This is a genomic window from Streptomyces rapamycinicus NRRL 5491 (assembly GCF_024298965.1).
Taxonomy (GTDB): domain Bacteria; phylum Actinomycetota; class Actinomycetes; order Streptomycetales; family Streptomycetaceae; genus Streptomyces; species Streptomyces rapamycinicus.
Genome location: NZ_CP085193.1, coordinates 7,296,006 through 7,318,553, shown reverse-complemented (window position 1 = coordinate 7,318,553; position 22,548 = coordinate 7,296,006). Strand labels below are relative to the sequence as shown.

Here is a 22,548-nt window from a genome sequence, read left to right as displayed (position 1 = left end):
GCTAACCATTTCCACGGTCGGCGTTACGGGCGAGATCGAGCGCGTACCGGGGCCACCACCGACCCGCGGTGGGACCGCCCTTGCAGGTGCCGTCCGACTCGCCCGGACGCTTGATCCACAGATAGGCGTCGATCCACCTGTCCCCGGTGTCGACGGTCGGCCGCTCGCCCAGCGCCCGGCCCTTCGGATTGCACCACGCCTGCGGGTCGTTCTTCCCCGGGGCCGGGCCATTGCCGTTACGGCTGGTGTCGATCACGAAGGGCTTGCCGCCCATCAGCGCGGACAGCCGCTTGCCGTACGCCCGGTTCTCCTGGGTCGTCTGATAGTTCGACGTGTTCAGCGCGAAGCCGTCGGCCTTACGGATACCGGCCCGCTTCAGCGGCTCGACCATCCGGCGCGGGTCCTTGATCCAGTGGGGGTTTCCGGCGTCCAGATAGACCTTGGTGCGCGGTAGCCCCTTGAGCTTGTCCACCGCGCCGGTCAGTAAGTCGTACCGCTCCTCGTGGAACTTCCTGGGCGTACAGCCGTCCACCACGTGCGGCAGCGCGTCGGGCTCCAGGATGACCGTCGCCCGGCGCTCGCCGATCCCCCGGACCACCCGGTCCAGCCAGGTGCGATAGGCGTCGCCGTCGGCCGCGCCGCCCTTGGAGTACTGCCCGCAGTCGCGGTGCGGAATGTTGTAGAAGACCAGCAGCGCATCCCGGTTCACCTGATCCGCGGCCGCGGTGAACCCCCGCGCCTGCCCCTCCGGGTCGTCCACCCCCAGCCACTCCGCGACGGGCTGCTCCGCGATCTTCTCTACCAGCCTGGCCTCGCCGTCCTCGCCCCTCTTCCGATACGCCACGACCTGGCGCGCCGCGCTGCCATCCGGATTCACCCAATAGGGGATCGTGGCCTTGGGCCGCTGCTTCGGCTGCTGCCCGGCCAGCGAGGCATGGTCACTGTCCCCCTCCGAGGCCCCGAAGCACCCGGAGACCACGACGCACGACAGGAGCGCCCCGGCGGCGACGGAGACCACGCGAGTACGGCCGCGGATGCCGGTGTGGGTACGGCCCCCCTTCCCGCACCATTTCGATATGCGGCTCCGCCGCGTGGCAGGGGCTTCGTCCCTGGGCCCCGGGGTCTGGGGCAGAGCCCCAGTTTCGGGGAGGGGCGGGGTGGGGGCTTTGCCCGCCGCAGGCGCCCACCCGTCGCACCACCGGCTAGTGCGGGGCATCGCGGCTGCCCGCCGACACGTTGCCCGGAGAGCGCGTCGTCCCGGTCAGGTAGGCCGAGACGACGACGTTCGCCGAGTACGTCCGGGTCGAGCGGTCGTACTTGCCCCCGCACGTGATCAGCCGCAGCTCCGCGCGGTCATGGGACCGCGACCCGTACACCCGTCGCGCGTCGAAGTGCTTCTCCGGCACCACCTCGACGTTCTCGACCGTGAACTCCGCCGTCGTCCCGTCCGATCGCGCGACCCGCACCCGCTCCCCCCGTTTGAGGTCGCTCAGTTCGTGGAAGACCGCCGGTTTGCTCTTGGTGTCCAGGTGGCCGACCAGCAGCGCGGCGCCAGGGGAGCCGGGCTCGGGGCCGGCGCGGTACCAGCCGACCGTGCCGGGGCGGCTGACGGGCGGGGGCTTCACGGCCCCGTCGCGGTCCAGGTCGCTGGCGACGATCGGGGCGCGGACTCCCGCCGCCTCGATCACGACCCGTTTCGGCCGGGCGGAGGCCAGCGGCGCGTGCGCCGGGGGCAGCGGATGGGCGGACGGCCGCCCGACCGCGGCCACGTCCCCGGTCATGGGCGCCGGACCACCCGTCCCCTCCGTGGTGTCGCGGCCCCACATCCACAGGCCCAGCAGCAGCGCCGCCCAGGCGAGTCCGATGGCCAGCCGCCCGAGGCCGGAGAAGCGATTCCCGATGCCGTCCATGTTTCCGTCCATCTCGGTATCCAGATCCATGGGGATCAGCTCGCGGCACGGGAGGGGTGACGGCGGCGGTGGACCGCGAGGCCGCCGACGGCCACGGCCGTACCGCCGGAGAGCACCAGGCCGTACGCCTCCGCGGCGCCGATGTCGTCGCGTGGTCGCGCCTCGTCGGGCGCGGTGCCGCCCCCGCCGGCGCGGACGGGGGCGACGGGCGAGGGCGGGCGCTCCACGGCGAGGGCGACCCCGCCCGCGCCGCCCTGCCGGTCCCCGCCCGCGCCGTCCGCGCCGTCCGCGCCCGATCCGTCTTCGCGTACGAGGCCGCCGTCCGCGCAGTCCAGGGTGACCCGGTGCGCCCCCTTGGCCGCCGTCGAGCGGATCGTCGCCTCGCTGAAGAGCGCGTCCCCTTCGGGCGTCAGCTCCGCGTCGTCCACGAACACCGGTGACGAGGCGGTGGCCACCCGGGCCGGGCAGCCGAAGGCCCAGACCTCGACCTCGGCGCCGGGGGCGAGGGCCCGCGGACTGATCCGGATCGTGGTGGTGGCGGAGTGGCGCTGGTCGGCGAGGGCCGGAGCGGCGGCCGTCACCGCCGCGACGGCGGCACAAGCTGCGCCACAGAGAGTGAGTGCGACAATGCGCATGGTGAAACCTCCCGATACCAAGAGGCTCACGCGCCCGGCAGGGCCCCGCATCCGCTGCGGGCGCCTACTGCGCCATCCGGGGGCACAGGGCTCACCGGCGGGTCATGCCAGGGCTCATGCGCGGGTCATGCGATGCGTTCCACGAGGTTCGCGATGGACTCGACGACCGTGGACGGGCGGTACGGGTACCGGTCCACCTCTCCCGCCTTGGTCACCCCGGTGAGCACCAGGAAGGTCTCCATACCGGCCTCGAGCCCGGCCCGCACATCCGTGTCCATCCGGTCGCCGATCATCGCGCTGGACTCGGAGTGGGCGCCGATCGCGTTCAGCCCGGACCGCATCATCAGCGGGTTGGGCTTGCCGACGAAGTAGGGCTTCTGGCCGGTGGCCTTGGTGATCAGCGCGGCCACGGAGCCGGTGGCGGGCAGCGCGCCCTCCGCGGAGGGGCCGATCTCATCGGGGTTGGTGGCGATGAACCGCGCACCGTCGTTGATCAGCCGGATGGCCTTGGTGAGCGCCTCGAAGCTGTACGTACGCGTCTCGCCGAGCACCACATAGTCCGGCTCGACATCCGTAAGGACGTAGCCGATGTCGTGCAGCGCGGTGGTCAGCCCCGCCTCGCCGATGACATACGCGGTGCCACCGGGGCGCTGCTCGTCCAGGAACTGGGCGCTGGCCAGCGCCGACGTCCAGATGTTGGCCACCGGCACGTCCAGCCCGATCCGGGACAGCCGGGCGTGGAGGTCGCGCGGGGTGTAGATGGAGTTGTTGGTGAGAACCAGGAATGGCGTGTCGGATTCGCGCAGCCGCTTGATGAAGGCGTCGGCACCGGGCACCGGTATGCCCTCGTGCATCAGCACACCGTCCATGTCGGTGAGCCATGACTCGATCGGCTTGCGCTCTGCCACTGGTTGCTCTCCGCTCGGAATCGGCCACTGCGACGACCTCAGCCTAACCGGGGAAAGCGCTGGGGAGACCGCCCTGTGTTACGGAGCACGATCCGTTCGCCGTCCGTTTCGCCGTCCGTTCGCGCCCCGTCCCAGCGCGACAGATCCGCACAGGTGTCTGATCCTGGGGAAGGGGCGGAATCCGCCCCTCCGTGGAACGAGCCGGACCGTGAGGCCGGACCGTAAGGAGGCCGCGATGGGCATGATGGACAAGCTCAAGGGCGCGATCAGCAAGAACCCGGACAAGGCTCGGAAGGGCGCTCGTAAGGGAGCCGAGACCGCGGACAAGAAGACCGGCGGCAAGTACTCGGAGCAGATCCAGTCCGGCTCGGACAAGGTCGACGACGAACTGCGCCGCCGGGGCGAGGGGCCCCGGGGCCAGTAGTTCGTACGTACGCGACGCCGGACGTGAGGGCGTCCGGGCGCCGGGGCTTCAGACCCCCGAGCGCCGGGACCTCACCACGAGGACGGTTCCGCAGGTCACGAGCGCGGCGCTGATGACTCCGAGCCCCGCGAGCAGGGCGGTGTGACGGCCCGTCGCGGCGAGTTCGGGCATCCGCTCGTGCTCGCGCTCGTGACCGCCGTCCTCCTCGTGACGGCCGTCACCGCCGGTACCGGTGCTGGGCTCGGTCTGGGGTTCACGCCCGGGGTCGGTTTCGGCGCCGGGGTCGTCGGTCTCCGTGCCCAGCCCGGTGTCGGTGCCGAGGTCGGTACCCACGTCGGTGCCGGGGTCGGTACCCACGTCGGTGCCGGGGTCGGTCTCCGTACCGAGGTCGGTGTCGGTGTCGGTGTCGGTGTCCAGGCCCTCGTCGAGGTCAGTACCGGTGTCGGTACCGGTGTCGGTACCGGTGTCGGTGGCGGTGTCAGTACCCGTCTCGGTGTCGGTACCGGCATCGGCGTCCGCGCTTGAGTCCAAGCCCGGGTCCGTGTCCATGTCCGTATCGACATCCGCGCCCAACTCGGAATCCGCACCGGTATCGGTATCCGTATCGGTACCCGCTCCGGTCCCCGCGTCCTCCTCGGCTCCGGGATCGGTGTCGATGTCGGCCTCCTCGCCGACATCGGCGTCCGCCTCCGTGTCGGCGTCAACGTCGCTGTCGGCACGGGGCGGCACCACGGCCGGGCTGCTCTCCTTATGGGTTGCGCCGGGGCTTCTGGTGGCGCTCGGCTTCCGGCTCGGCGCGGCCGAGTCGGTCTCCTCGGACGTTCGGCTCGGCGTGGCCGTGGGGCGCTTGGAGCGGGTGGTCGGTTCCGGCTCGGTCTCCGTGAGCCCGCCGGAGCGCGTGGCCGCCCTCGTACGCGTTCCGGCGTCCGGGCCCGTGGTTCCGGTACCGGTACCGGTACCGGAACCGGTGCCCGCAGCACCGGCCTCCGTGCCCGAACCCGTACCCGACGTACTCGTACCCGACCCCGTACTCGTACCCGACCCGGTCGCCGTCCCGCCAATACGGAAGACGTAGTCGTTCGACTGCCCCACCCAGTCGCCGTCGTCCGCGCGCCGCTGTACGGCGATCGCGTTGGCCGTCACCGGCCCCTCGGGCGCGTCCGCGGTGAAGCGCGTGCGCACCTGGACGTCGACGGTCTTGTGCGCGGGCACGGTGAAGCCCTTGAAGTGGTCGTCGAAGACCCCGATGTTCTCGTCCTCGTCCGTGGTCTGGAAGGAGACGTTCCGCCAGGTGGCGCCGCCGTCCGCGGAGGGGTCCAGGAACTCGAAGCCGATATGGCGGGGCCGCAGTTGACGGGCCTGGTCGACCAGGACGGCGACGGGGTGGATGGCGCGGCAGCCGGTGTCCGTGGCGTTGCGCAGTTCGAGGTGCCAGCCGCGCCAGCCGCCGCCCAGGGCGTACTGGTCCGGCCCGCCGCGCAGATGGGCTTCGATCGGAAAGTCGGAGGCGTTCCGGTCCCCGCAGGCGGCGGGCTCGGCCTCGGCGGCGTACGCCGGGACCCCGTAGAGGGCGGGGGCGAACGCGAGCGCGGCCGCCGGAAGGACAGCTCGTAGGGACAGTGCGGTGGGCAAGCGCATGAGTGACCTCTGCTGTGCTGCGGTTTTCCCCGAGCACTCCGCTACATTCCGCGTTCGCACGCCGACACACCGCACCAGGCCCGGATTGCCCCCGACTGGCGGTCAGGATCCCCCTCGATCAGCCCAGTGCGAACAGCGGTGCGAGCACCAGCCGGGCGGCGCCCTCGACGACGGCCCGCTCGCCCCGCTCCACGACGTCCACGGAGACCGGGGGGCGGCTGGCGCGGGCGGAGTCCTCGGCGATCATCGTGGCCACACCGCGAACGTACGGCTCGGGGTCGGCCAGCACCATCCGGCCGCCCAGGAGCACTCGGTCGATGTCGAGGAGCCGTACGAGGTTGGTCGCGCCGATGCCGAGCAGCCGCGCGGCGTCCGTACGGTCGCCACGCGCGACGGCGGCGAGGCACAGCGCCTCCAGACAGCCGTAGTTGCCGCAGTCGCAGGGCGGCCCGTCGAGCTGTATGACCTGGTGCCCGAACTCCCCCGCGTCGGTCCGCGCCCCCCGGTACACATCCCCGCCGAGCACCAGACCGGCGCCCAGGCCGGTGCCCAGGTGGAGGTACGCGGCCGACTCGGCGGTCCCGGCGGTCACCAGCCCGAGCGCCGCGGCGTTGGTGTCCTTGTCGAGGACGACGGGGAGGGCGAGCCGCTCGGCGAGGGCGTCGCGCAGCGGGAAGCCGTCCCACTGGGGGAAGCCGGTGACGCGGTGCAGCACGCCCGAGCCGTGGTCGAGCGGTCCGGGCGCGGCGACGCCGACGCCGAGCAGCCCGCCACCCGCCGCCAAGCCACTACCGGCGCCCGCCGTTCCGCCCGCCACGCCGTCGGCCGCCGTACCGCCCGCCACGCGGCCCGTCACGCCGCTCGCCGCCGCGTCCGCGAGGAGCGCCCTGACCTCGGCGGTGGCCGCCGCGAGGGCCTCCTCCGCGGGCGCGCCGAAGTCGAAGGGGGCCGAGCGGGCGGCGACCGAGGTGCCCGCGAGGTCGACCAGAACCGCCGTCACCTCGTCGCGGTCGAGTTGGAGCCCGATCGCATGGCGGGCGTCCGGGACCAGGCGGAGCGCGGTGGGCGGCTTGCCGCCGGTCGAGGCGCGCTGACCGGCCTCAGCCAGCAGCCCCTCCGCCCTCAGCCGGGCCGTGATCTTGCTGACGGCCTGGGGGGTGAGGCCGGTGCGCCCGGCCAGCTCCGGCCGGCTGACGCCGTCCTCGCCCGCGTCCCGCAGCAGTCGCAGGACGAGCGCCGCGTTGTGGCTGCGCAGGGCGGTCAGATTGGCTCCGGGCCCGGCCGCTCCGGACATCGTGCTGTTCACCCCTCCATTGTGGCCACCGCTTGCACTTTGGCAACACTGTTGCCAAAGTGGCCTTCATGGATGCCACCGATGACAGCAGCACCACCCGAGTGGGACTGATCGGCTACGGCCTGGCCGGATCCGTCTTCCACGCCCCCTTGATCGCGGCCACCGAGGGGCTGGTCCTCGACACCATCGTCACCTCCAGCCCGGAGCGGCAGCGGCAGGCGCGCGCCGAGTTCCCCGACGTCCGTCTCGTGGACACCGCCGATGAGCTGTGGGCCCGGACGGATGAGCTGGACCTGATCGTCATCGCCTCCCCGAACCGCACCCATGTCCCGCTCGCCCGCGCCACCCTCGAGGCCGGGCTGCCGACCGTCGTGGACAAGCCGCTGGCCGCGGCCGCCGCCGAGGCCGAGGAGCTGGCCGCGCTCGCCGAGGCCCGCGGGCTGCTGCTGACCGTCTTCCAGAACCGCCGCTGGGACAACGACTTCCGCACCCTCCGCAAGCTGCTCGCCGAGGGCGCGCTGGGCGAGGTGCAGCGCTTCGAGTCCCGCTTCGAGCGGTGGCGGCCGCAGCTCAAGGGCGGCTGGCGGGAGTCCGGCGACCCGGCCGAGGTCGGCGGGCTGCTGTACGACCTGGGCAGCCATCTCGTCGACCAGGCGCTCACCCTCTTCGGCCCGGTCGAGTCCGTCTACGCCGAGGTCGACGTGCGCCGCCCCGGAGCGCAGACCGACGACGACACCTTCATCGCCCTCACCCATACCGGCGGGGTCCGCTCCCATCTGTGGATGAGCGCGACCACCGCCCAGCTCGGTCCGCGCTTCCGGGTGCTGGGCAGCGAGTCGGGCTATGTGAAGTACGGCCTCGACCCGCAGGAGGCCGCCCTGCGCGAGGGGCTGCGCCCCGGCGACCCGTCCGTCGAATGGGGCGGCGAACCGGAGGGCGACTGGGGCCGGCTGGGCGCGGGAGAGTCCCCGACGACCGGCGGCGGCGTTCCGGTGGAGACCCTCCGGGGCGACTACCCCGCGTACTACGCCGCCGTCGCCGCCGCCCTCCGCGACGGCACCCCGCCGCCGGTCACCGCCGCCGAGGCCGCGGCCACCCTGCATGTGCTGGAGGCGGCCCGGGTGGCGGCCGCGGAGCGCCGTACCGTCCGGATCGAGGTCCCCGCATGAGCGAGCACACCGACGCGATATCCCACGTGGCGGAGCTGGAGGAGCAGGAGCGCCGGCTGCGGCTGCCCCGCTTCGACAACGACGACGCCTGGCGGCTGGGCTGCCTCATCGCCGACCTGGCCCAGGAGCGCGGCGCCGCCGTGACAATCGGCGTCCAGCGGGCCGGTCAGCGCCTCTTCCACCGCGCCCTGCCGGGCACCTCCCCGGACAATGACGCCTGGCTGGAGCGCAAGTGCCGGGTCGTGGAGCGCTATGGGGCGAGCTCGTTCCTGGTCGGCACCCGCTTCCGCGCCAAGGGCAGCAGCTTCGAGGAATCCTCGCGCCTCGACCCCGACCGGTACGCGGCGCACGGGGGCGCCTTTCCGATCCATGTGACGGGCACGGGCGTCATCGGCGCGGTCGCGGTCTCGGGGCTGCCGCAGGCCGAGGACCACGCGCTGGTGGTGGAGGCGCTGGAGCGCTATCTGTCAACGGCCCGGGGCTGAACGGCCCAGGGCCGAGTCGAGGGAGGGGCGGCCCCGGCGGGGCCGCCCCTCCTCCGTTCAGACAGGGTCATCCGATCGAACACGGTCAACCGCTCGAACACGGTCAACCGCTCGAACAGGGTCATCCGGTCCCGCGTCAGGCGTCCTTGAACTCCTGGCGCTGGCGGCCCAGCCCGTCGATCTCGAGCTCGACGACATCGCCCGCGCGCAGATACGGCTTGGGCTCGGGGCGGCCCATGGCCACGCCCGCCGGGGTGCCGGTGTTGATGACATCGCCGGGGTAGAGGGTCATGAACTGGCTGAGGTAGCGGACCACCTGGGCCACGCCGAAGATCTGGTCCGCCGTGTTGCCGTTCTGCTGGAGCTCACCGTTGACCCAGAGGCGCAGGCCCAGGGCCTGCGGGTCGGGGACCTCGTCGGCGGTGACCAGCCAGGGGCCCAGGGGGTTGAACGTCTCGCAGTTCTTGCCCTTGTCCCACTGGCCGCCGCGCTCGATCTGGAAGGCGCGCTCGGAGACGTCGTGGGCCACCGCGTAGCCCGCGACCGCGGCGAGGGCGGCCTCGTCGGAGTCGAGGTAGCGGGCGGTGCGGCCGATGACGATGGCGAGCTCGACCTCCCAGTCGGTCTTCACGCTGCCACGCGGGACGAGGACCGTGTCATCGGGGCCGACGACCGTGTCCGGGGCCTTCATAAAGACGATGGGCTCTTCGGGGATGCTCGCGCCGGTTTCGGTGGCGTGGTCGTGGTAGTTCAGCCCGATGCACACGATCTTGCCGATACGGCCGAGCGGCGGGCCGATCCGCACCCCGCCGTCCTCGATCGCGGGCAGCGCGTCGTCCCCCTCGGCGGCCGCCGCCGCGCGCACCCGCGCGAGGGCGGCCCCATCGGCGAGGAGGGCGCCGTCGATGTCCGGGACCAGGGCGGACAGATCGCGCAGGGTGCCGTTCTGATCGAGCAGCGCGGGGCGTTCCGCGCCCGCCGGTCCGACTCGCAGCAGTTTCATCCCAAGACTCCCGAGGTCACAGGCCGGTGCGAGGCGCCAACCGGCCGATTGATCCTCCCTTCAGGGGCGTCCAGCCCGCAAGACCTCGTTCACGGACTGGGACATCGGTCTCAAGCGTGACCGCGGCGGGTGCCGCCGTCAGCGGTGCAGCAGGGCCCGCTCCACCGCCGTCCAGGTCGCGCTGGTCGCCAGGTAGAGCGCCGCCGCCAGCGGAACCACGGCGGCGGTGACGAGGGTGCCGAAAGACAGCAGCGGCAGCGCCCGGGCCACTCCGGGCGCCCCGGGGACGGTCGCCTTACGGGCGCGGAGATACGTCCAGGTCGCCACGGCCGCGATCAGCGCGAAGAGCCCGAGGTAGACCAGTCCCGGCCCACCGCTGAGCACCCCGCCCCAGTGGGCGCCGAGCGGGGCCCCGGCGACCGTGTGGTCGAGGAGGTCCCCGGCGCCGCTGCCGGTGGAGAACACGTGGTACATGACGAAGAAGACCGGAAGCTGGGCGAGCGTCGGCAGACACCCCGCCAGCGGTGACGCGCCCTCCTTCGTCTGGAGCTCCGCCATGGCGCGCCGCATCCGCTCCGGGTCGTCCCGGTGCTTGCGGCCCAACTCGGTGATCTTCGGCGCGAGTGCGGCCCGTGCCTTCTCGCCGCGCACCGCGGCCCGGGCGAGGGGATGCAGCGCGGCGCGGACGCACAGCGTGAACAGGACGATGGCGGCCGCCGCCGCGGACGCGCCGAAGAGCGGATCGAGGCCGTCCGCCATGGTGGTCAACAGGGAACCGAGGGAAGAGAAAAGGGACATGGGAGCCCTCCGCGGGTCTCGTCGTGCCGGAGTGAGGAAGACATCGGCGTGACGAGCCGCGTGGCGCGGCGGTACAGACCTTGGAGCTTCCGGGGCTCGGCCCCGGACCCCGCTCCTCGATCTCCCCCAGCTACCGCTGGGAGGTGCCCCCTGGAGAGGCTGAAAACAGTGCGCCTACGCGGCCGTCGGCGGGCGACGGCCCGGCGCTCGGGGCCTCGGGCGTCCAGCGGCGTCGGGATCCCGCTGCGGCAGGAACGCCGTACGGCGCTCCCGGTCCCGTATCGCGGTGCGAACCCGCCCGGCGGGGACGGGCATTCGGCCACGGGAGGCGAGGATCGCGCACATGGCCAGCGCGGCGGCCACGGCGGTCGTGGTCGCGACGGTGGCGGCGAGGGCGACGGCGCTGACCACACCGCTCTGCGCCAGCAGAACCCCGGTCAGCAGGAACAGACAGACGCCCAGATGCGTCCGCAGCGCTTCGAGTCGGCGCGACACCGTCACGTCCCCCTCTCCCGGCCGGTCTCCCCTCCTGGCTACGCCAGTCTAAGCAGATCGCCGGCCACGCGGCGGAGCCGCATATCGATGCTGCGGGAAGGGGCGCCCCGGTCCGGGGGTCTGGGGCGGACCCCCAGTTACGGGAAGGGGCGGGGAGGGGAGGGGAAAGCATCGATATGCGGCTCCGCCGCGCGGCCCGCCGCAGGCGTCACAACCGCCCGACTTCCCCTAGCCCTAGTGGCCCCCGCCGACATCCCGGGGGGCTGCGGCCTTCAGCCGGGCCCAGACCACCAGGCGGTAGCGGGAGGTGAATTCGGGGGTGCAGGTCGTCAGCGTGAGGTAGTAGCCCGGCTCGGTGTAGCGGTAGCGGGGGTGGGCGGAGCTGTACGGCACCCGCGCGATCACCGTGCCGTCGGCGGGTGAGGTGCGCGGCAGGGTGCGCTCGATCACGTACGTGAAGCGGGCGTCGGCGGTGTCGATGCGCACCGTGTCGCCCGGGCGCACCTCGTCCAGCTGCCGGAAGGGCTCGCCGTGGGTGTTGCGGTGGCCCGCGAGGGCGACGTTGCCCGCCTGGCCCGGCTGGGCGGTGCGCGGATAGTGGCCCACGTAGCCCTTGTTGAGCACCGCCGTGCGGCTCACGCCCTCGGCGATGGGCACCGTAAGGCCGATACGCGCGATCCTGAGCACCGCGTACGCCTGGTCCCGGCGCGGCCGTTGGCCCCCGGCGCCGCTTCCGGCCGACCGGTCACGGTCACGGTCACGGTCGCGTGCGTCCCCCTGAGCGGAACCGGGAGATCCCGTCGCCCCAGGCGTCGGCGTCACGGACCCCGCCGACCCGTCCTGCCACCGCCGCTCCAGCACCGACACCTCGTGCCGTGCGCCCGCCCTCGCCTGCTGGTTGGTCCACCACAGCTGGTGGACGACGAAGAGCAGCACCACGACCCCGAGGGTGACGGCGAGCTCACCGGCCGTCCACAGCCCCCGGGCGAGCACGGCACGCCCTCCACGACGTCGCACGCGCGCACCATAGGCCAGGCCGCACACACCTTCCAGAGCCACGACGCGGCAATCCGCCCGCCGGGCGCCACGGGCCGACCACCCGCCGCCCGCCGCCCGCCGCCCGCCGCCCGCCGCCCGCCGCCCGCAAGCCAACCGCCCGCAAGCCAACCGCCTGACGCCCGACGCCCGCGCGCTATGCGCCCAGCGCCCGCGAGACCGTATAGATCACCAGCCCGGCCAGGGCACCCACCACCGTGCCGTTGATCCGGATGAACTGCAGATCCCGGCCGATGTGCGCCTCGATCTTCCGCGAGGTGTGGTCCGCGTCCCAGCTCGCCACCGTCTCGCTGATCAGCGAGGTGATCTCGTCCCGATACGTCGTCACCACATAGACGGCGGCGTCCTCCAGCCAGCCGTCGACCTTGTCCCGCAGCCGTCGGTCCGTCACCATCCGCCTGCCCAGCGACAGGATCGCCGCCCGCGCCCGCTGCCGCAGCTCGCTGCGCTCGTCCTCCGCCGCCGCGACGATCATCGCCCGCACCGAGGCCCAGGCCGAGGCGATGAGGTCCTGAACGTCGCCGCGCCCCAGCACCTCGCTCTTCACCCGCTCCACCCGCAGCCGGGTGTCGGTGTCGGACTGCAGGTCCCCGGCGAAATCGGTGAGGAAGCGGTCCAGGGCGCCGCGCGCCGGATGGTCGGGCATGTCCCGCATCTCGGTCACGAAGCGCAGCAGTTCCTTGTAGACGCGCTCGCCGACCTTGCGGTCCACGAACCTCGGCGTCCAGCCGGGGGCGCCGCCGGTCACCGCCTGCATCACCGAGTCGTTGTGCTCCACCAGCCAGTCGTGGGCGCGCAGACACACCACGTCCACGGCGCGGCGGTGGCCGCCGTCCGCGACCACCCGCTCCAGCAGCTTGCCCAGGCCCGGCGCGATCTCCTGGCTGTCGGCCCGGCGGGTGATCGCCTCGCCCACCACCGCCTGCACATCGGAGTCGCGCAGCACCGTGAGCGCGCCGCGCAGCGCGGTGGCCAGCTCGGCGGTCACCCGGTCGGCGTGCTCGGGCTCGGCGAGCCAGGTGCCTAGCCGACTGCCGATGCCGACCGCGCGCAGGCGCATCCGTACGACGTCGCCGGAGAGGAAGTTCTCCCCGACGAACTCCCCGAGGCTGGCCCCGAGCTGGTCCTTCTTGGTGGGGATGATCGCCGTATGGGGAATGGGCAGCCCCATGGGCCGCCGGAAGAGCGCGGTGACCGCGAACCAGTCGGCCAGGGCACCCACCATGCCCGCCTCGGCGGCCGCGGCCACATAGCCGGGCCAGCCGCCGATACCGGAGGACCGCGCCCAGGTGGCGAGCGCGTACACCAGTGCGACGCCGAGCAGCAGTCCGGTGGCGAACGCCTTCATCCGGCGCACCCCGCGCCGCCGCTCCACGTCGAGGGGGCTGTCCGCGACGAAGGGCACAGCCGCGCCCCGAGACGGCGGGGACGCCATCTCACCAGTCGTTCTTCGCTCCATACGCTCCACCTGGTCGACCCGTCTCCCCATGCATTGTCTCTTTCCGGTCTCAGTCGCCCATGTGTGGAACGAACGGTGAGTTCCCGTCGTCTGTCTGGGGGAGCGACCCAGCACATTGGGGGCAGGCCGACGGGCGGAGCCGGGTCCCACCATGGGATCATGGGAGACCGACCGGACCGCATCGGCATTGCCGGATACCACCCGCCGTTCCCGTCCACTTCCGGAGCCTCGGGCTCCGTCTGCCCGAGGAGACAACCCGCCCATGAGCATGCCCCCAATGCCCAGACGCACGGGGTATGCCGTGCTCGCTGCGCTGGCGGCTGTGGTGATCCTCGTCTCCACCGCGATATTCATCGGGCTCGGTGGTGACAAGGGCGGTTCGGACCCCCGTGCGCAGGGAGCCCGCGGTTCGGCCGCCCCGGCCTCGGCAGGTGCCTGGGTGGGCACCTGGTCCACGTCGGCCGCGGCCGCCGAGCCGAGGACGCTGCGCGGCGGCCCCTCGGGCATGTCGATACGGAACGTGGTGCACACCAGCATCGGCGGCACCAGCACCCGGATCCAGCTCTCGAACTTCTACAGCAGCCGTCCGCTGACGATCACACATGCCTCGGTGGCGCTGGCCGCCGCGCCCAGCAACCCCACCGCGGCCGCCGGCACCATGCGCCGCCTCAGCTTCAACAACCGCACCTGGGTGACGATCCCGCCCGGTAAGGCCGCCACCAGCGACCCGGTGCGGCTCGCCGTCCCGGACGCGGCCGATCTGCTGGTCACCACCTACACCCCGCAGGCGTCCGGGTCCGTGACGTACCACCCGCACGCCCGCCAGACGTCGTACATGGCGCGTGGCGACCGTACGGAGGACACCGCGGGCTCCGCCTACACCCAGCAGAGCCCGTACTGGCGCTATCTGACCGGTGTGGACGTGTGGTCCAAGCAGGCCGAGGGCGCCGTCGCGGTGCTGGGCGACTCGATCACCGACGGCATCACCTCCACCGCCGGGGCCAACCACCGGTGGACCGACTTCCTCTCCGAGCGGCTGCGCAGCGAGCCCGGGGCGCCCCGCTTCGGCGTGCTCAACCAGGGCATCAGCGGCAACCGCGTACTGAGCGACGGCACGCAGTTCCCGCCCAACAACCCCAGCGGGCTGTCCCGCTTCGACCGCGACGTGCTGTCCCGTACGGGCGTCAAGGCCGTGATCATCGAGCTGGGCGTCAACGACATACTCCGCATCCCCCACCAGACCGACCCCAACCGGATCGTATGGGGCCTGAAGCGGCTGACCGAGCAGGCCCACGCCCGGGGCCTGCGGGTCATCGGAGCCACCCTGACGCCCTTCTACGGGCACCGCGGCTACACCCCCCGGCTGGACGCCGTGCGCGAGCAGGTCAACACGCAGATCCGCGCCGGGCGGGTCTTCGACGAGGTCGTCGACTTCGACAAGGCGCTGCGCGACCCGATCAGCCCGCTGCGACTGCGCCCGATGTTCGACTCGGGCGACCATCTGCACCCCAGCGACGACGGCTACCGCGCGATGGCGCGGGCGCTGAACCTGGATCACCTGCGAGGCCGCACGGCGGCCGAGCTGTAAAGGGCTAGGGCTACGGCCCGGGCCATTCCCCTCCCCGCCCCTTCCCGCAGCATCGACATGCGGCTCCGCCGCGTGGCAAGGGCTACGCCCCTGGACCCCGAGGTCTGGGGCGGAACCCCACCACGCGGCAGAGCCGCCTACCGATGCTCAGCCCGCCTTCCCCGGGGCTCGCCCCCGCACCCCGGGGCCTGGGGCGAAGCCCCAGTTTCGGGAAGGGGCGGGGAGGGGAAAGCATCGATATGCGGCTCCGCCGCGCGCCCGCCGCAGGCGCCACGGCCCGTCGCCCCTAGTCCTCGCGGCGTTCCTTCTCCAGGGAGAACCGGCGCTCCTCACGCTCATCGCGCCGTGCGCCCCGCAGTTCCCGGCGTTCGGCGCGCAGTTCCTCCCGGTGCTCGGCCTTCAGCCGGCGGCGCTCCTCCTTCATGCGCTTGTGCTCCTCCCTGCGGAGCTTGCGCTCGACGCTGACGCCGCCGAAGAGCGCGAGGCCGGTGACGGTCACCCGGGGCCCGGTGGGGTCCCCGTCGGCGGATCCGGTGTGGTCGAAACCGCCCATGAGGCCAATGCCGCTGACGTGCGTCTCCAGGTCCGGCGGGACGGTGATCTCTATACCGCCCATGAGGGCGAAGCAGCGGATCACCACATCGCGGCCCTCGAACCGGGCCTCGCGCAGATCGATCTCACCGCCGCCCATGATGGTGAAGGCGGTGAAGGCACGCGGGACGGTCCAGGTCCCCTTGCGCTGGAAGCCGCCCATGATCGCCACGGCCCACTTCGAGGTCGGGGTGCCGCCGATCCGCTCGGCCCAGCCGGTGCGGTCGGTCCGGTCGGCGGGGGACGGCGGGGCCGGAGCGGCGCTGCCGGGCACCGGGAGGTCCCGCACCAGCGGCTCCAGCTGGCCGTGGGTGCGCGCCGCGTAGGCCGCGCCCAGCCGCTCCTCGAACTCCTCCATGTCCAGGCGGCCTTCGGCGACCGCCTCGCGGAGGACCTCGGCGATCCGCTCACGCTCGGCGTCGGATGCCCGCATCCCGGCCGGGTCCGGGAGGTCGGGGCTCGCCCCCTGGGAAGAACCAGCGCTCGTCATACGGACAGACTAATGGCGGGCACCGGCCCTGGCCCCTCTCACACACCGTGCCGTGCCCTCGTGGTTCTCGCACACCGTGCCCTTGCCCTCGCACAAGGTCCGCCCCCTCACAAGGTCCGCCCCTCTCACAAGGTCCGCCCCGCCCGGTCCTCCGCCCCGTGCAGCATCCTCGCGATGACGTCCTCGATCTCGGGTTCGCGCACCGAGAGGTCCACCAGCGGACAGCCGTCGGCGACCGCCGCGACGATCGGCGCCGCGCTGCTGGTCGCCGGGAAGGCCAGCCACTGCCGGGGCCCTTCGACCCGCACCGTCCGGGCGCCGGGGACCTCGATGGGCGGCAGTTCCCGCTCCAGGTCGACCACGAGGGTGCGTTCGCTCTCCCCCACCGCGTGCAGCCCGTCCAGCCCGCCGTCGTAGACCAGCCGCCCGTGGTCGATGACCATCACCCGCTTGCACAGCAGCTCGATATCGGTCAGATCGTGGGTGGTGAGCAGCACCGTCGTGCCCTGTTCGGCGTTCACATCGCGCAGGAACTCCCGCACCTTCGCCTTGCTGATCACGTCGAGCCCGATGGTCGGCTCGTCGAGATAGAGCACCTCGGGGTCGTGCAGCAGGGCGGCCGCGATGTCGCCGCGCATCCGCTGGCCGAGCGAGAGCTGACGCACCGGCACGTCCAACAGCGCGCCGAGGTTGAGCAGTTCCACACAGCGGTCCAGGTTGTGCCGGTAGCGGTCGTCGGGGATCCGGTACATCCGCCGCACCAGCGCGTACGAGTCGCGCAGCGGCAGGTCCCACCACAGGGTGGTGCGCTGCCCGAAGACCACCCCGATCCGGCGCGCGAGCCTCGTCCGGTCCCTGGAGGGGTCGATTCCGGCGACCCTGAGCCGTCCGCCGCTGGGCACCAGGATCCCGGTCAGCATCTTGATGGTGGTGGACTTCCCGGCGCCGTTCGGGCCGATGTAGCCCACCATCTCGCCACGCGGCACCCGGAAGCTGATGCCGTCCACGGCGCGCACCTCGCGGCGCTCACGGCGCATCAGCCCGGCCTTGCGCCGCACCTGGAACACCTTCTCGACGCCGTCGAGCTCGATCAGATCGTCCACGGCACTCCCCACGGCACTCCCCACGCCATTCCCCACGGCCACTCCCCTCAGCTCCCCGTGCTCTGATACGCCCGCAGCCCCGCCCGCCACGCCAGCCCCGCCACCGCACAGCAGCCGCCCGCGACCAGCGGTGCCGCGAAGCCGATCCAGGCCGGGAGCCCCAGCGGATCGGGGCGGCCCAGGATGTGCAGCGCCGGGAGCCAGTTGACGAAGGCCAGCGGGACGACGAAGGTGACGCCCCGCAGCAGTTCCTTGCCGAAGACCGTCGGCGGGTACTCCAGCAGCGTGGTCCCGCCGAAGGTGAAGGCGCTCTGCACCTCGGAGGCGTCCTTGGCCCAGAACTGGAAGGCGCCGCCGAGCACGAACAGCGCCCCGAAGATGACGCCCCCGCTCAGCAGCATCACCGGCATCAGCAGCGCCCGGTCCACCGTCCAGTCGATGTCCAGCCTGGCCAGCGACCAGCCGAGCACCACCACCCCCTGGGTGATCCGGCCCAGCCGGCGCAGCGCGAAGCGGTCGGCGGCCACCTGGGCGAGTATCGGCACCGGCCGCACCAGCAGGGTGTCCATCGTGCCGTCGCGCACCCGCCGGCCCAGCCGGCCCATGCTGCCCAGTACGAGATCGGCGAGGCCGAAGGCGACGCTGGTGGTGCCGTAGAGGAAGGCGACCTCGTCCAGGGTGAAGCCGCCCAGCTCCCCGATGTGGGTGAACATCAGCGCGATCGCGACGAAGTCAAGACCGGTCGCGAGGAAGTTCCCCAGCGTCATGATCAGGAACGAGGTGCGGTACGCCATCGTGGAGCGCACCCACATCGCGACGATCAGGCCGTAGGCCCGCAGCCCGGTGGACGCGGCGGACTCAGCCACCCTGGACCACCACCTTCCGGGTAGCCACCGCTTGCAGCGCCCGCCCGGCCGTCAGCAGCGCCACCGCCCACCCCGTCTGGAAGGCGAACGCCCCCAGCAGCCCCGAGCCCCGGCGCTCCTCCAGGAAGACGTCCGCGGGCACCTGGAGCATCGCCGCCCAGGGCAGCGCGCGGGCGATCTCGCCCAGCTGCCCGGGGAAGACGTTGAGCGGCAGGGTCATCCCGGAGAAGAACAGGCACAGCAGCCCGCTCAGCAGGGACAGCCCCGTCCCGTCGAGCAGCCAGAAGGAGGCGAGCGACACCAGATAGCGCAGCGCGAAGCTGACGCACACCGCGAGCGCCACGGCGAGCAGGAACCACAGCCAGGTCAAGGGCGAGGCGGGCAGCCGGAGTTCGAACGCCAGCGCCCCGACGGCCATCGGCACCACACCGCGCCCCAGCAGCTGGAACAGCGCCCGGCCGAGCTCGGTGGCCAGCCACCACGTCTGGAGGTCGACGGGGCGGTAGAGGTCCACGGCGATGTCACCGGAGCGGATGCGCTCCTGGAGCTCCTCCTCGAAGCCGCCGCCCAGCAGCCCGACGGCCGCCAGCAGCGCCTGCCCGAGCCAGACGAAGGTCAGCGCCTGGGCGAGGTCGTAGCCGCCGAGGTGCGGCCGCTCGTCCCACAGCGCGGCATAGGTGTAGGCGAGGATGAAGCCGAAAACCGTGTTGGTGAAGACCCCGGCCACCGTGGCGACTCGATATGTCGCGTAGCGTTTGAAGCCGCTGACCGCGACGGCCGCGTACAGCCGCATCCGCCCCTGCCTCCCTCCCCGACCGCACCGCCCGACCGGCCTGGCCGCACCGCCCCGAACGGCGCCAAAATCCGGAGCCTAGCGGGGTGACGGGAGAGACGGCCAGGCATTATTCACCGGATGGTGTGAGCGGAATCATCCATTCGACCGGTCACAGACCAGTCACGGGTGCGCGCCTCGTCCTCGGCCCGGAACGGATGATGCGACAGTGTTTTATCGGGCGTACGACGCGAATCGCCCGACCGTGCACGATCCCGCCGCCGCGCAACCTTCGACGGCGGCCGAGGAGTCTCAGGAGACATGAGCGACGAGCCCCAGTTGATCGATGGTGGCGCGGCCGGAACGGGTGACCGGCCCGGCACCGACGATGGCAACCACGACACGCCGCACCGTGCGGACGGCCTCCCCGCGGGCAAACCGGCCAAGGGCAGAAAGGGGCGTCCCCAGCGCACCGGATGGCGCCGTCTGCTGCCCACCTGGCGCATGGTCCTCGGCGGCTTCCTGCTGATCGTCCTGCTGATCGCGGGCGGGCTCGTCACCGGTTATCTGCTCGTCGACATCCCCCCGGCCAACAAGGCCGCCATCGCCCAGAGCAATGTCTTCCTCTACTCCGACGGCTCCCAGCTGGCCCGCGAGGGCACGGTCAACCGGGAGAGCGTGCAGCTGAGCCAGGTGCCCAAGCGGATCCAGCACGCGGTGCTGGCGGCCGAGGACCGGGACTTCTACTCGGAGTCGGCCATCGACCCCCAGGCGATGATCCGGGCCGCCTGGAACACCGCCACCGGCAAGGGCAAACAGTCCGGCTCCACCATCACCCAGCAGTATGTGAAGAACTACTACCTGGACCAGGAACAGACTGTCTCCCGCAAGGCCAAGGAGTTCTTCATCGCGATCAAGCTGGACCGCGAGGTGAGCAAGGACAAGATCCTCGAGGGCTACCTCAACACCAGCTACTTCGGGCGCAACGCCTACGGGATCCAGGCCGCCGCCCAGGCGTACTACGGCAAGGACATCGGCGAGCTCAACACCGCCCAGGGCGCGTATCTCGCCACCCTGCTGAACGCCCCCAGCTCCTACGACATCGTCGCCCATCCGCAGAACAAGGGCCGGGCCGTGGCCCGCTGGAACTACGTGCTCGACGGCATGGTGAAGAAGCACTGGCTGACCAGGGCCGAGCGGCAGAAGATGACCTTCCCCGGGCCCTCCGAGGCCAAGGCCCCCTCCGGCATGTCCGGCCAGCGCGGCTACCTCATCGAGGCCGTCGAGGACTACCTCACCAGCAACGGGGTCATCGACGAGCAGACCCTGGCGCGCGGCGGCTACCGCATCACCACCACGATCGACAAGGACAAGCAGGACGCCTTCACGGAGGCCGTGCGCGACCGGCTGATGAGCAAGCTCAGCAAGGACCGCAAGGTCGACGCCTACGTCCGCGCGGGCGGCGCCTCGATCGACCCCAAGACCGGGAAGGTGGTCGCCCTCTACGGCGGGATCGACTACACCAAGCAGTTCGTCAACAACGCGACCCGCCGTGACTACCAGGTGGGGTCCACCTTCAAGCCATTCGTCTTCACCTCGGCGGTGCGCTACGGCGCCACCACCCAGGACGGCCAGACGATCACCCCGGACACCCTCTACAACGGCGACAACAAGCGCGAGGTCATCGGCTCCGACGGGCCCACCGGCTACGCCCCCGCCAACGAGGACGACGTGGACTACGGCGACATCGACGTCACCACGGCCACCGACAACTCGGTGAACTCGGTATACGCGCAGATGGCCGAGGACGTCGGCCCCTCCAAGGTCAAGCAGACCGCCATCGACCTGGGCGTCCCCAAGAGCACCCCCGATCTGCACGCCTCCCCCTCGATCGCGCTCGGCCCGGCCACCGCGAGCGTGCTGGACATGACCGAGGCGTACGCGACCCTCGCCAACCACGGTGAGCACGGCCGGTACAGCCTGGTCGAGGAGGTCACCAAGGACGGTGAGCGGATCAAGCTCCCGGAGCGGGAGAGCCGCCAGGCCATCCCGCGCGGCGCCGCCGACACCACCACCTCGATACTGCAGAGCGTGGTCGACGGCGGCACCGGCACCGCCGCCCAGGCCGCCGAGCGCCCGGCGGCGGGCAAGACCGGCACCGCGGAGGAGGACAAGGCCGCCTGGTTCGCGGGCTACACCCCGGACCTGGCGACCGTGGTCGCGGTGATGGGCCAGGACTCCAATACGGGCGTACAGAAGTCGCTGTACGGGGCGACGGGCCTGGAGCGGATCAACGGCGGCGGCTACCCCGCCGAGATCTGGGCGCAGTACACATCGGGGGCGCTGGACGGCAAGGAACCGGCCGAGTTCGATCTGCGGCTGGAGGACGGCGCGGGCGCCCCCGACGGCTCCGAGACCCAGCAGCCTCCGGGCTCCCCGCCGCCGGCGGTCACCACTCCCCCGACCGGCGCGCCGCCGGACACCTCGGTCCCCACGGCGCCGACCTACACCCCGCCGACGCCGCCGACGGACGAGCCGACGATCCCCACCCCGCCGACGGACTTCCCCACCGGCGGTCCGACGACCGAGCCAGGACCGGGCGGCCCCGGCGACCCGGGCGGCGACCCAGGCGATCCCGGCGACCCAGGAGGCCCGGTGGGCGGCTGAGAGGGCGCCTAAAGGGGCGCGGGGCTGTGTCGATGTGCGGCTGGGGGCGCCCCGCAGGGGCGCGGGGAACTGCGCGACCAGCCACGACGGCGCCGCGGACGATCGTCGGCAGGTCGGGGTCGGGGCACATCCTGCGGCGGACTGATCCCCTCCCCGCCCCTTCCCTCAACTGGAGCTCCGCCCCAGACCCCGGGCCGGGGCTGCCGCGCCCCTTCCCGCAGCATCGATATGCGGCTCCGCCGCGTGGCAGGGCTCCGCCCCAGGGCCCGGGGGTCCTGGGGCGGAGCCCCTGGTATCGGGAAGGGGCGGGGAGGGGGAAGCAACGATATGCGGCTCCGCCGCGTGGCCCGCCGCAGGCGCCGAGGCCCGGCGGGCGCCCCTGGGCGGTCCTGCAGGCAGTCCTACAGGTAAAGGCCCGTGGAGTCGTCCGCGCCCTCCAGCCGCTCCGCGGCCACCGCGTGCAGATCGCGCTCCCGCATCAGTACGTAGGCGACCCCGCGGACCTCGACCTCGGCCCGGTCCTCCGGGTCGTAGAGCACCCGGTCACCGGGCTCCACGGTCCGTACGTTCTGCCCGACCGCGACCACCTCGGCCCAGGCCAGCCGCCGGCCGACCGCCGCGGTGGCGGGGATGACGATTCCGCCGGACGACCGGCGCTCGCCCTCCGGGATGTCGGTGCGGACCAGCACGCGGTCGTGCAGCATCCGGATGGGCAGCTTGTCATGGGTCGTGTTCGCACTCACGCCATGACCGTACCTGGCCGGAGGGCGGGATGACGCCTCAGGGCCGGAGCCCGCCGGCCTTACTCACCGGCGCCGCTTGGCGCACCACGAGGAGCGGGACGCCTTGGCGGACCGGGAGGACCTGGCCGAGAGCGCGAGCAGGCCGACCAGCCCGGCCACGAGGAGCGCGGCGGGCACGATCCGCTCCATGCGGGGCCCGCCCTCCTCCGACACCAGTTGGCCGCGCACGCCCGTCACCACTCGGTTGACGGACACATAGGCCCGCCCGGCGGTCCGGTCCACGGCCGACGCCGCCTTCGCCTTCGCGTCTCCGATGATCGTCTTCGGGTGCACCCGCACCCCGATCTCGTCGAGCGTCACGGCGAGCTGCTGCCGCCTGCGGGCGATGTCCGCCTCGATCTGCGCAGGGGTCCTGGCATCCGACACCGCGCTGCCTCCGTCGTCAGTCTCGATG

At 72.4% G+C, this 22,548-nt stretch carries 22 protein-coding genes; 5 read left to right on the top strand and 17 right to left on the bottom strand.

The genetic code is table 11. The features are described 5' to 3' along the window. Position 1: 1 nt before the first annotated feature. From LIV37_RS30805 to LIV37_RS30790, 4 genes are all read right to left on the bottom strand, one after another. Entirely contained in the window at positions 2-1,018 is a 1,017-nt protein-coding gene (locus LIV37_RS30805; RefSeq protein ID WP_020870994.1) for a glycoside hydrolase family 6 protein, read from the bottom strand. 184 nt (positions 1,019-1,202) lie between these two features. Then, positions 1,203-1,940 carry a class F sortase gene (locus LIV37_RS30800; protein ID WP_020870993.1) on the bottom strand — a complete coding sequence of 246 codons (738 nt, stop codon included), beginning with the start codon at positions 1,938-1,940 and terminating at the stop codon, positions 1,203-1,205. 5 nt (positions 1,941-1,945) lie between these two features. Next, a complete protein-coding gene (locus tag LIV37_RS30795; protein WP_121824313.1) occupies positions 1,946-2,545 on the bottom strand; it encodes a hypothetical protein in 600 nt (199 codons plus the stop codon). Between the two features lie 125 nt (positions 2,546-2,670). Next, positions 2,671-3,453, bottom strand: a complete 783-nt coding sequence (locus tag LIV37_RS30790; RefSeq protein WP_020870991.1) for an HAD-IIA family hydrolase — start codon at positions 3,451-3,453, stop codon at positions 2,671-2,673. A 235-nt stretch (positions 3,454-3,688) separates the two neighbouring features. Here LIV37_RS30790 and LIV37_RS30785 point away from each other — a divergent pair, with 235 nt between their 5' ends. Next, positions 3,689-3,877, top strand: coding sequence for an antitoxin (locus LIV37_RS30785; protein WP_020870990.1), 189 nt, complete (start codon positions 3,689-3,691; stop codon positions 3,875-3,877). 48 nt (positions 3,878-3,925) lie between these two features. On the opposite strand, the gene LIV37_RS30780 is transcribed toward LIV37_RS30785, so the two are convergent. Both LIV37_RS30780 and LIV37_RS30775 read right to left on the bottom strand, forming a co-directional pair. Next, positions 3,926-5,515 carry a hypothetical protein gene (locus tag LIV37_RS30780; RefSeq protein ID WP_020870989.1) on the bottom strand — a complete coding sequence of 530 codons (1,590 nt, stop codon included), beginning with the start codon at positions 5,513-5,515 and terminating at the stop codon, positions 3,926-3,928. A gap of 118 nt (positions 5,516-5,633) precedes the next feature. Further along, positions 5,634-6,809 carry an ROK family transcriptional regulator gene (locus LIV37_RS30775; protein ID WP_121824314.1) on the bottom strand — a complete coding sequence of 392 codons (1,176 nt, stop codon included), beginning with the start codon at positions 6,807-6,809 and terminating at the stop codon, positions 5,634-5,636. Positions 6,810-6,877: 68 nt separating this feature from the next. Here LIV37_RS30775 and LIV37_RS30770 point away from each other — a divergent pair, with 68 nt between their 5' ends. Then, positions 6,878-7,978, top strand: a complete 1,101-nt coding sequence (locus LIV37_RS30770; protein ID WP_121825171.1) for a Gfo/Idh/MocA family protein — start codon at positions 6,878-6,880, stop codon at positions 7,976-7,978. After that, positions 7,975-8,463, top strand: a complete 489-nt coding sequence (locus tag LIV37_RS30765; RefSeq protein WP_020870987.1) for a heme-degrading domain-containing protein — start codon at positions 7,975-7,977, stop codon at positions 8,461-8,463. The genes LIV37_RS30770 and LIV37_RS30765 overlap by 4 nt, the downstream gene beginning before the upstream one ends. A 136-nt stretch (positions 8,464-8,599) precedes the next feature. On the opposite strand, the gene LIV37_RS30760 is transcribed toward LIV37_RS30765, so the two are convergent. From LIV37_RS30760 to LIV37_RS30740, 5 genes are all read right to left on the bottom strand, one after another. After that, positions 8,600-9,466 carry a fumarylacetoacetate hydrolase family protein gene (locus LIV37_RS30760; protein ID WP_020870986.1) on the bottom strand — a complete coding sequence of 289 codons (867 nt, stop codon included), beginning with the start codon at positions 9,464-9,466 and terminating at the stop codon, positions 8,600-8,602. A gap of 138 nt (positions 9,467-9,604) precedes the next feature. Continuing rightward, positions 9,605-10,264: a YidC/Oxa1 family membrane protein insertase gene (locus tag LIV37_RS30755; protein ID WP_020870985.1), complete on the bottom strand. Its 660-nt coding sequence runs from the start codon at positions 10,262-10,264 to the stop codon at positions 9,605-9,607. A 174-nt stretch (positions 10,265-10,438) separates the two neighbouring features. After that, positions 10,439-10,759: a DUF6412 domain-containing protein gene (locus LIV37_RS30750; protein ID WP_121825172.1), complete on the bottom strand. Its 321-nt coding sequence runs from the start codon at positions 10,757-10,759 to the stop codon at positions 10,439-10,441. 234 nt (positions 10,760-10,993) lie between these two features. Beyond that, positions 10,994-11,776 (bottom strand): class E sortase, encoded by a 783-nt coding sequence (locus LIV37_RS30745; protein ID WP_121825173.1) that lies wholly within the window; start codon positions 11,774-11,776, stop codon positions 10,994-10,996. 175 nt (positions 11,777-11,951) lie between these two features. After that, the gene (locus LIV37_RS30740) at positions 11,952-13,250 is read right to left on the bottom strand and encodes a DUF445 domain-containing protein (protein ID WP_243146276.1); all 1,299 of its coding nucleotides are present in this window, start codon (positions 13,248-13,250) and stop codon (positions 11,952-11,954) included. 301 nt (positions 13,251-13,551) lie between these two features. Between LIV37_RS30740 and LIV37_RS30735 the strand changes: the two genes are divergently transcribed. Further along, positions 13,552-14,862 (top strand): SGNH/GDSL hydrolase family protein, encoded by a 1,311-nt coding sequence (locus LIV37_RS30735; protein ID WP_020870981.1) that lies wholly within the window; start codon positions 13,552-13,554, stop codon positions 14,860-14,862. Between the two features lie 286 nt (positions 14,863-15,148). Here the strand turns inward: LIV37_RS30735 and LIV37_RS30730 are convergent, their stop codons facing one another. From LIV37_RS30730 to LIV37_RS30715, 4 genes are all read right to left on the bottom strand, one after another. Continuing rightward, on the bottom strand, positions 15,149-15,943 hold the full coding sequence (locus tag LIV37_RS30730) for a DUF1707 SHOCT-like domain-containing protein (protein WP_243146134.1): 795 nt from the start codon (positions 15,941-15,943) through the stop codon (positions 15,149-15,151). A 125-nt stretch (positions 15,944-16,068) separates the two neighbouring features. After that, positions 16,069-17,088, bottom strand: a complete 1,020-nt coding sequence (locus tag LIV37_RS30725; protein WP_373920671.1) for an ABC transporter ATP-binding protein — start codon at positions 17,086-17,088, stop codon at positions 16,069-16,071. A 5-nt stretch (positions 17,089-17,093) separates the two neighbouring features. Continuing rightward, positions 17,094-17,858: an ABC transporter permease gene (locus tag LIV37_RS30720; RefSeq protein WP_243146277.1), complete on the bottom strand. Its 765-nt coding sequence runs from the start codon at positions 17,856-17,858 to the stop codon at positions 17,094-17,096. 46 nt (positions 17,859-17,904) lie between these two features. Next, entirely contained in the window at positions 17,905-18,705 is an 801-nt protein-coding gene (locus LIV37_RS30715; RefSeq protein WP_020870977.1) for an ABC transporter permease, read from the bottom strand. 300 nt (positions 18,706-19,005) lie between these two features. On the opposite strand from LIV37_RS30715, the gene LIV37_RS30710 reads away from it, so the two are divergent. Beyond that, on the top strand, positions 19,006-21,351 hold the full coding sequence (locus LIV37_RS30710) for a transglycosylase domain-containing protein (protein WP_020870976.1): 2,346 nt from the start codon (positions 19,006-19,008) through the stop codon (positions 21,349-21,351). Positions 21,352-21,752: 401 nt separating this feature from the next. On the opposite strand, the gene LIV37_RS30705 is transcribed toward LIV37_RS30710, so the two are convergent. Both LIV37_RS30705 and LIV37_RS30700 read right to left on the bottom strand, forming a co-directional pair. Beyond that, on the bottom strand, positions 21,753-22,055 hold the full coding sequence (locus LIV37_RS30705; protein ID WP_044581870.1) for a GroES family chaperonin: 303 nt from the start codon (positions 22,053-22,055) through the stop codon (positions 21,753-21,755). A gap of 102 nt (positions 22,056-22,157) precedes the next feature. After that, complete coding sequence (locus tag LIV37_RS30700; RefSeq protein WP_020870974.1) at positions 22,158-22,520, bottom strand: DUF3618 domain-containing protein; 363 nt, start codon at positions 22,518-22,520, stop codon at positions 22,158-22,160. Positions 22,521-22,548 lie beyond the last annotated feature (28 nt).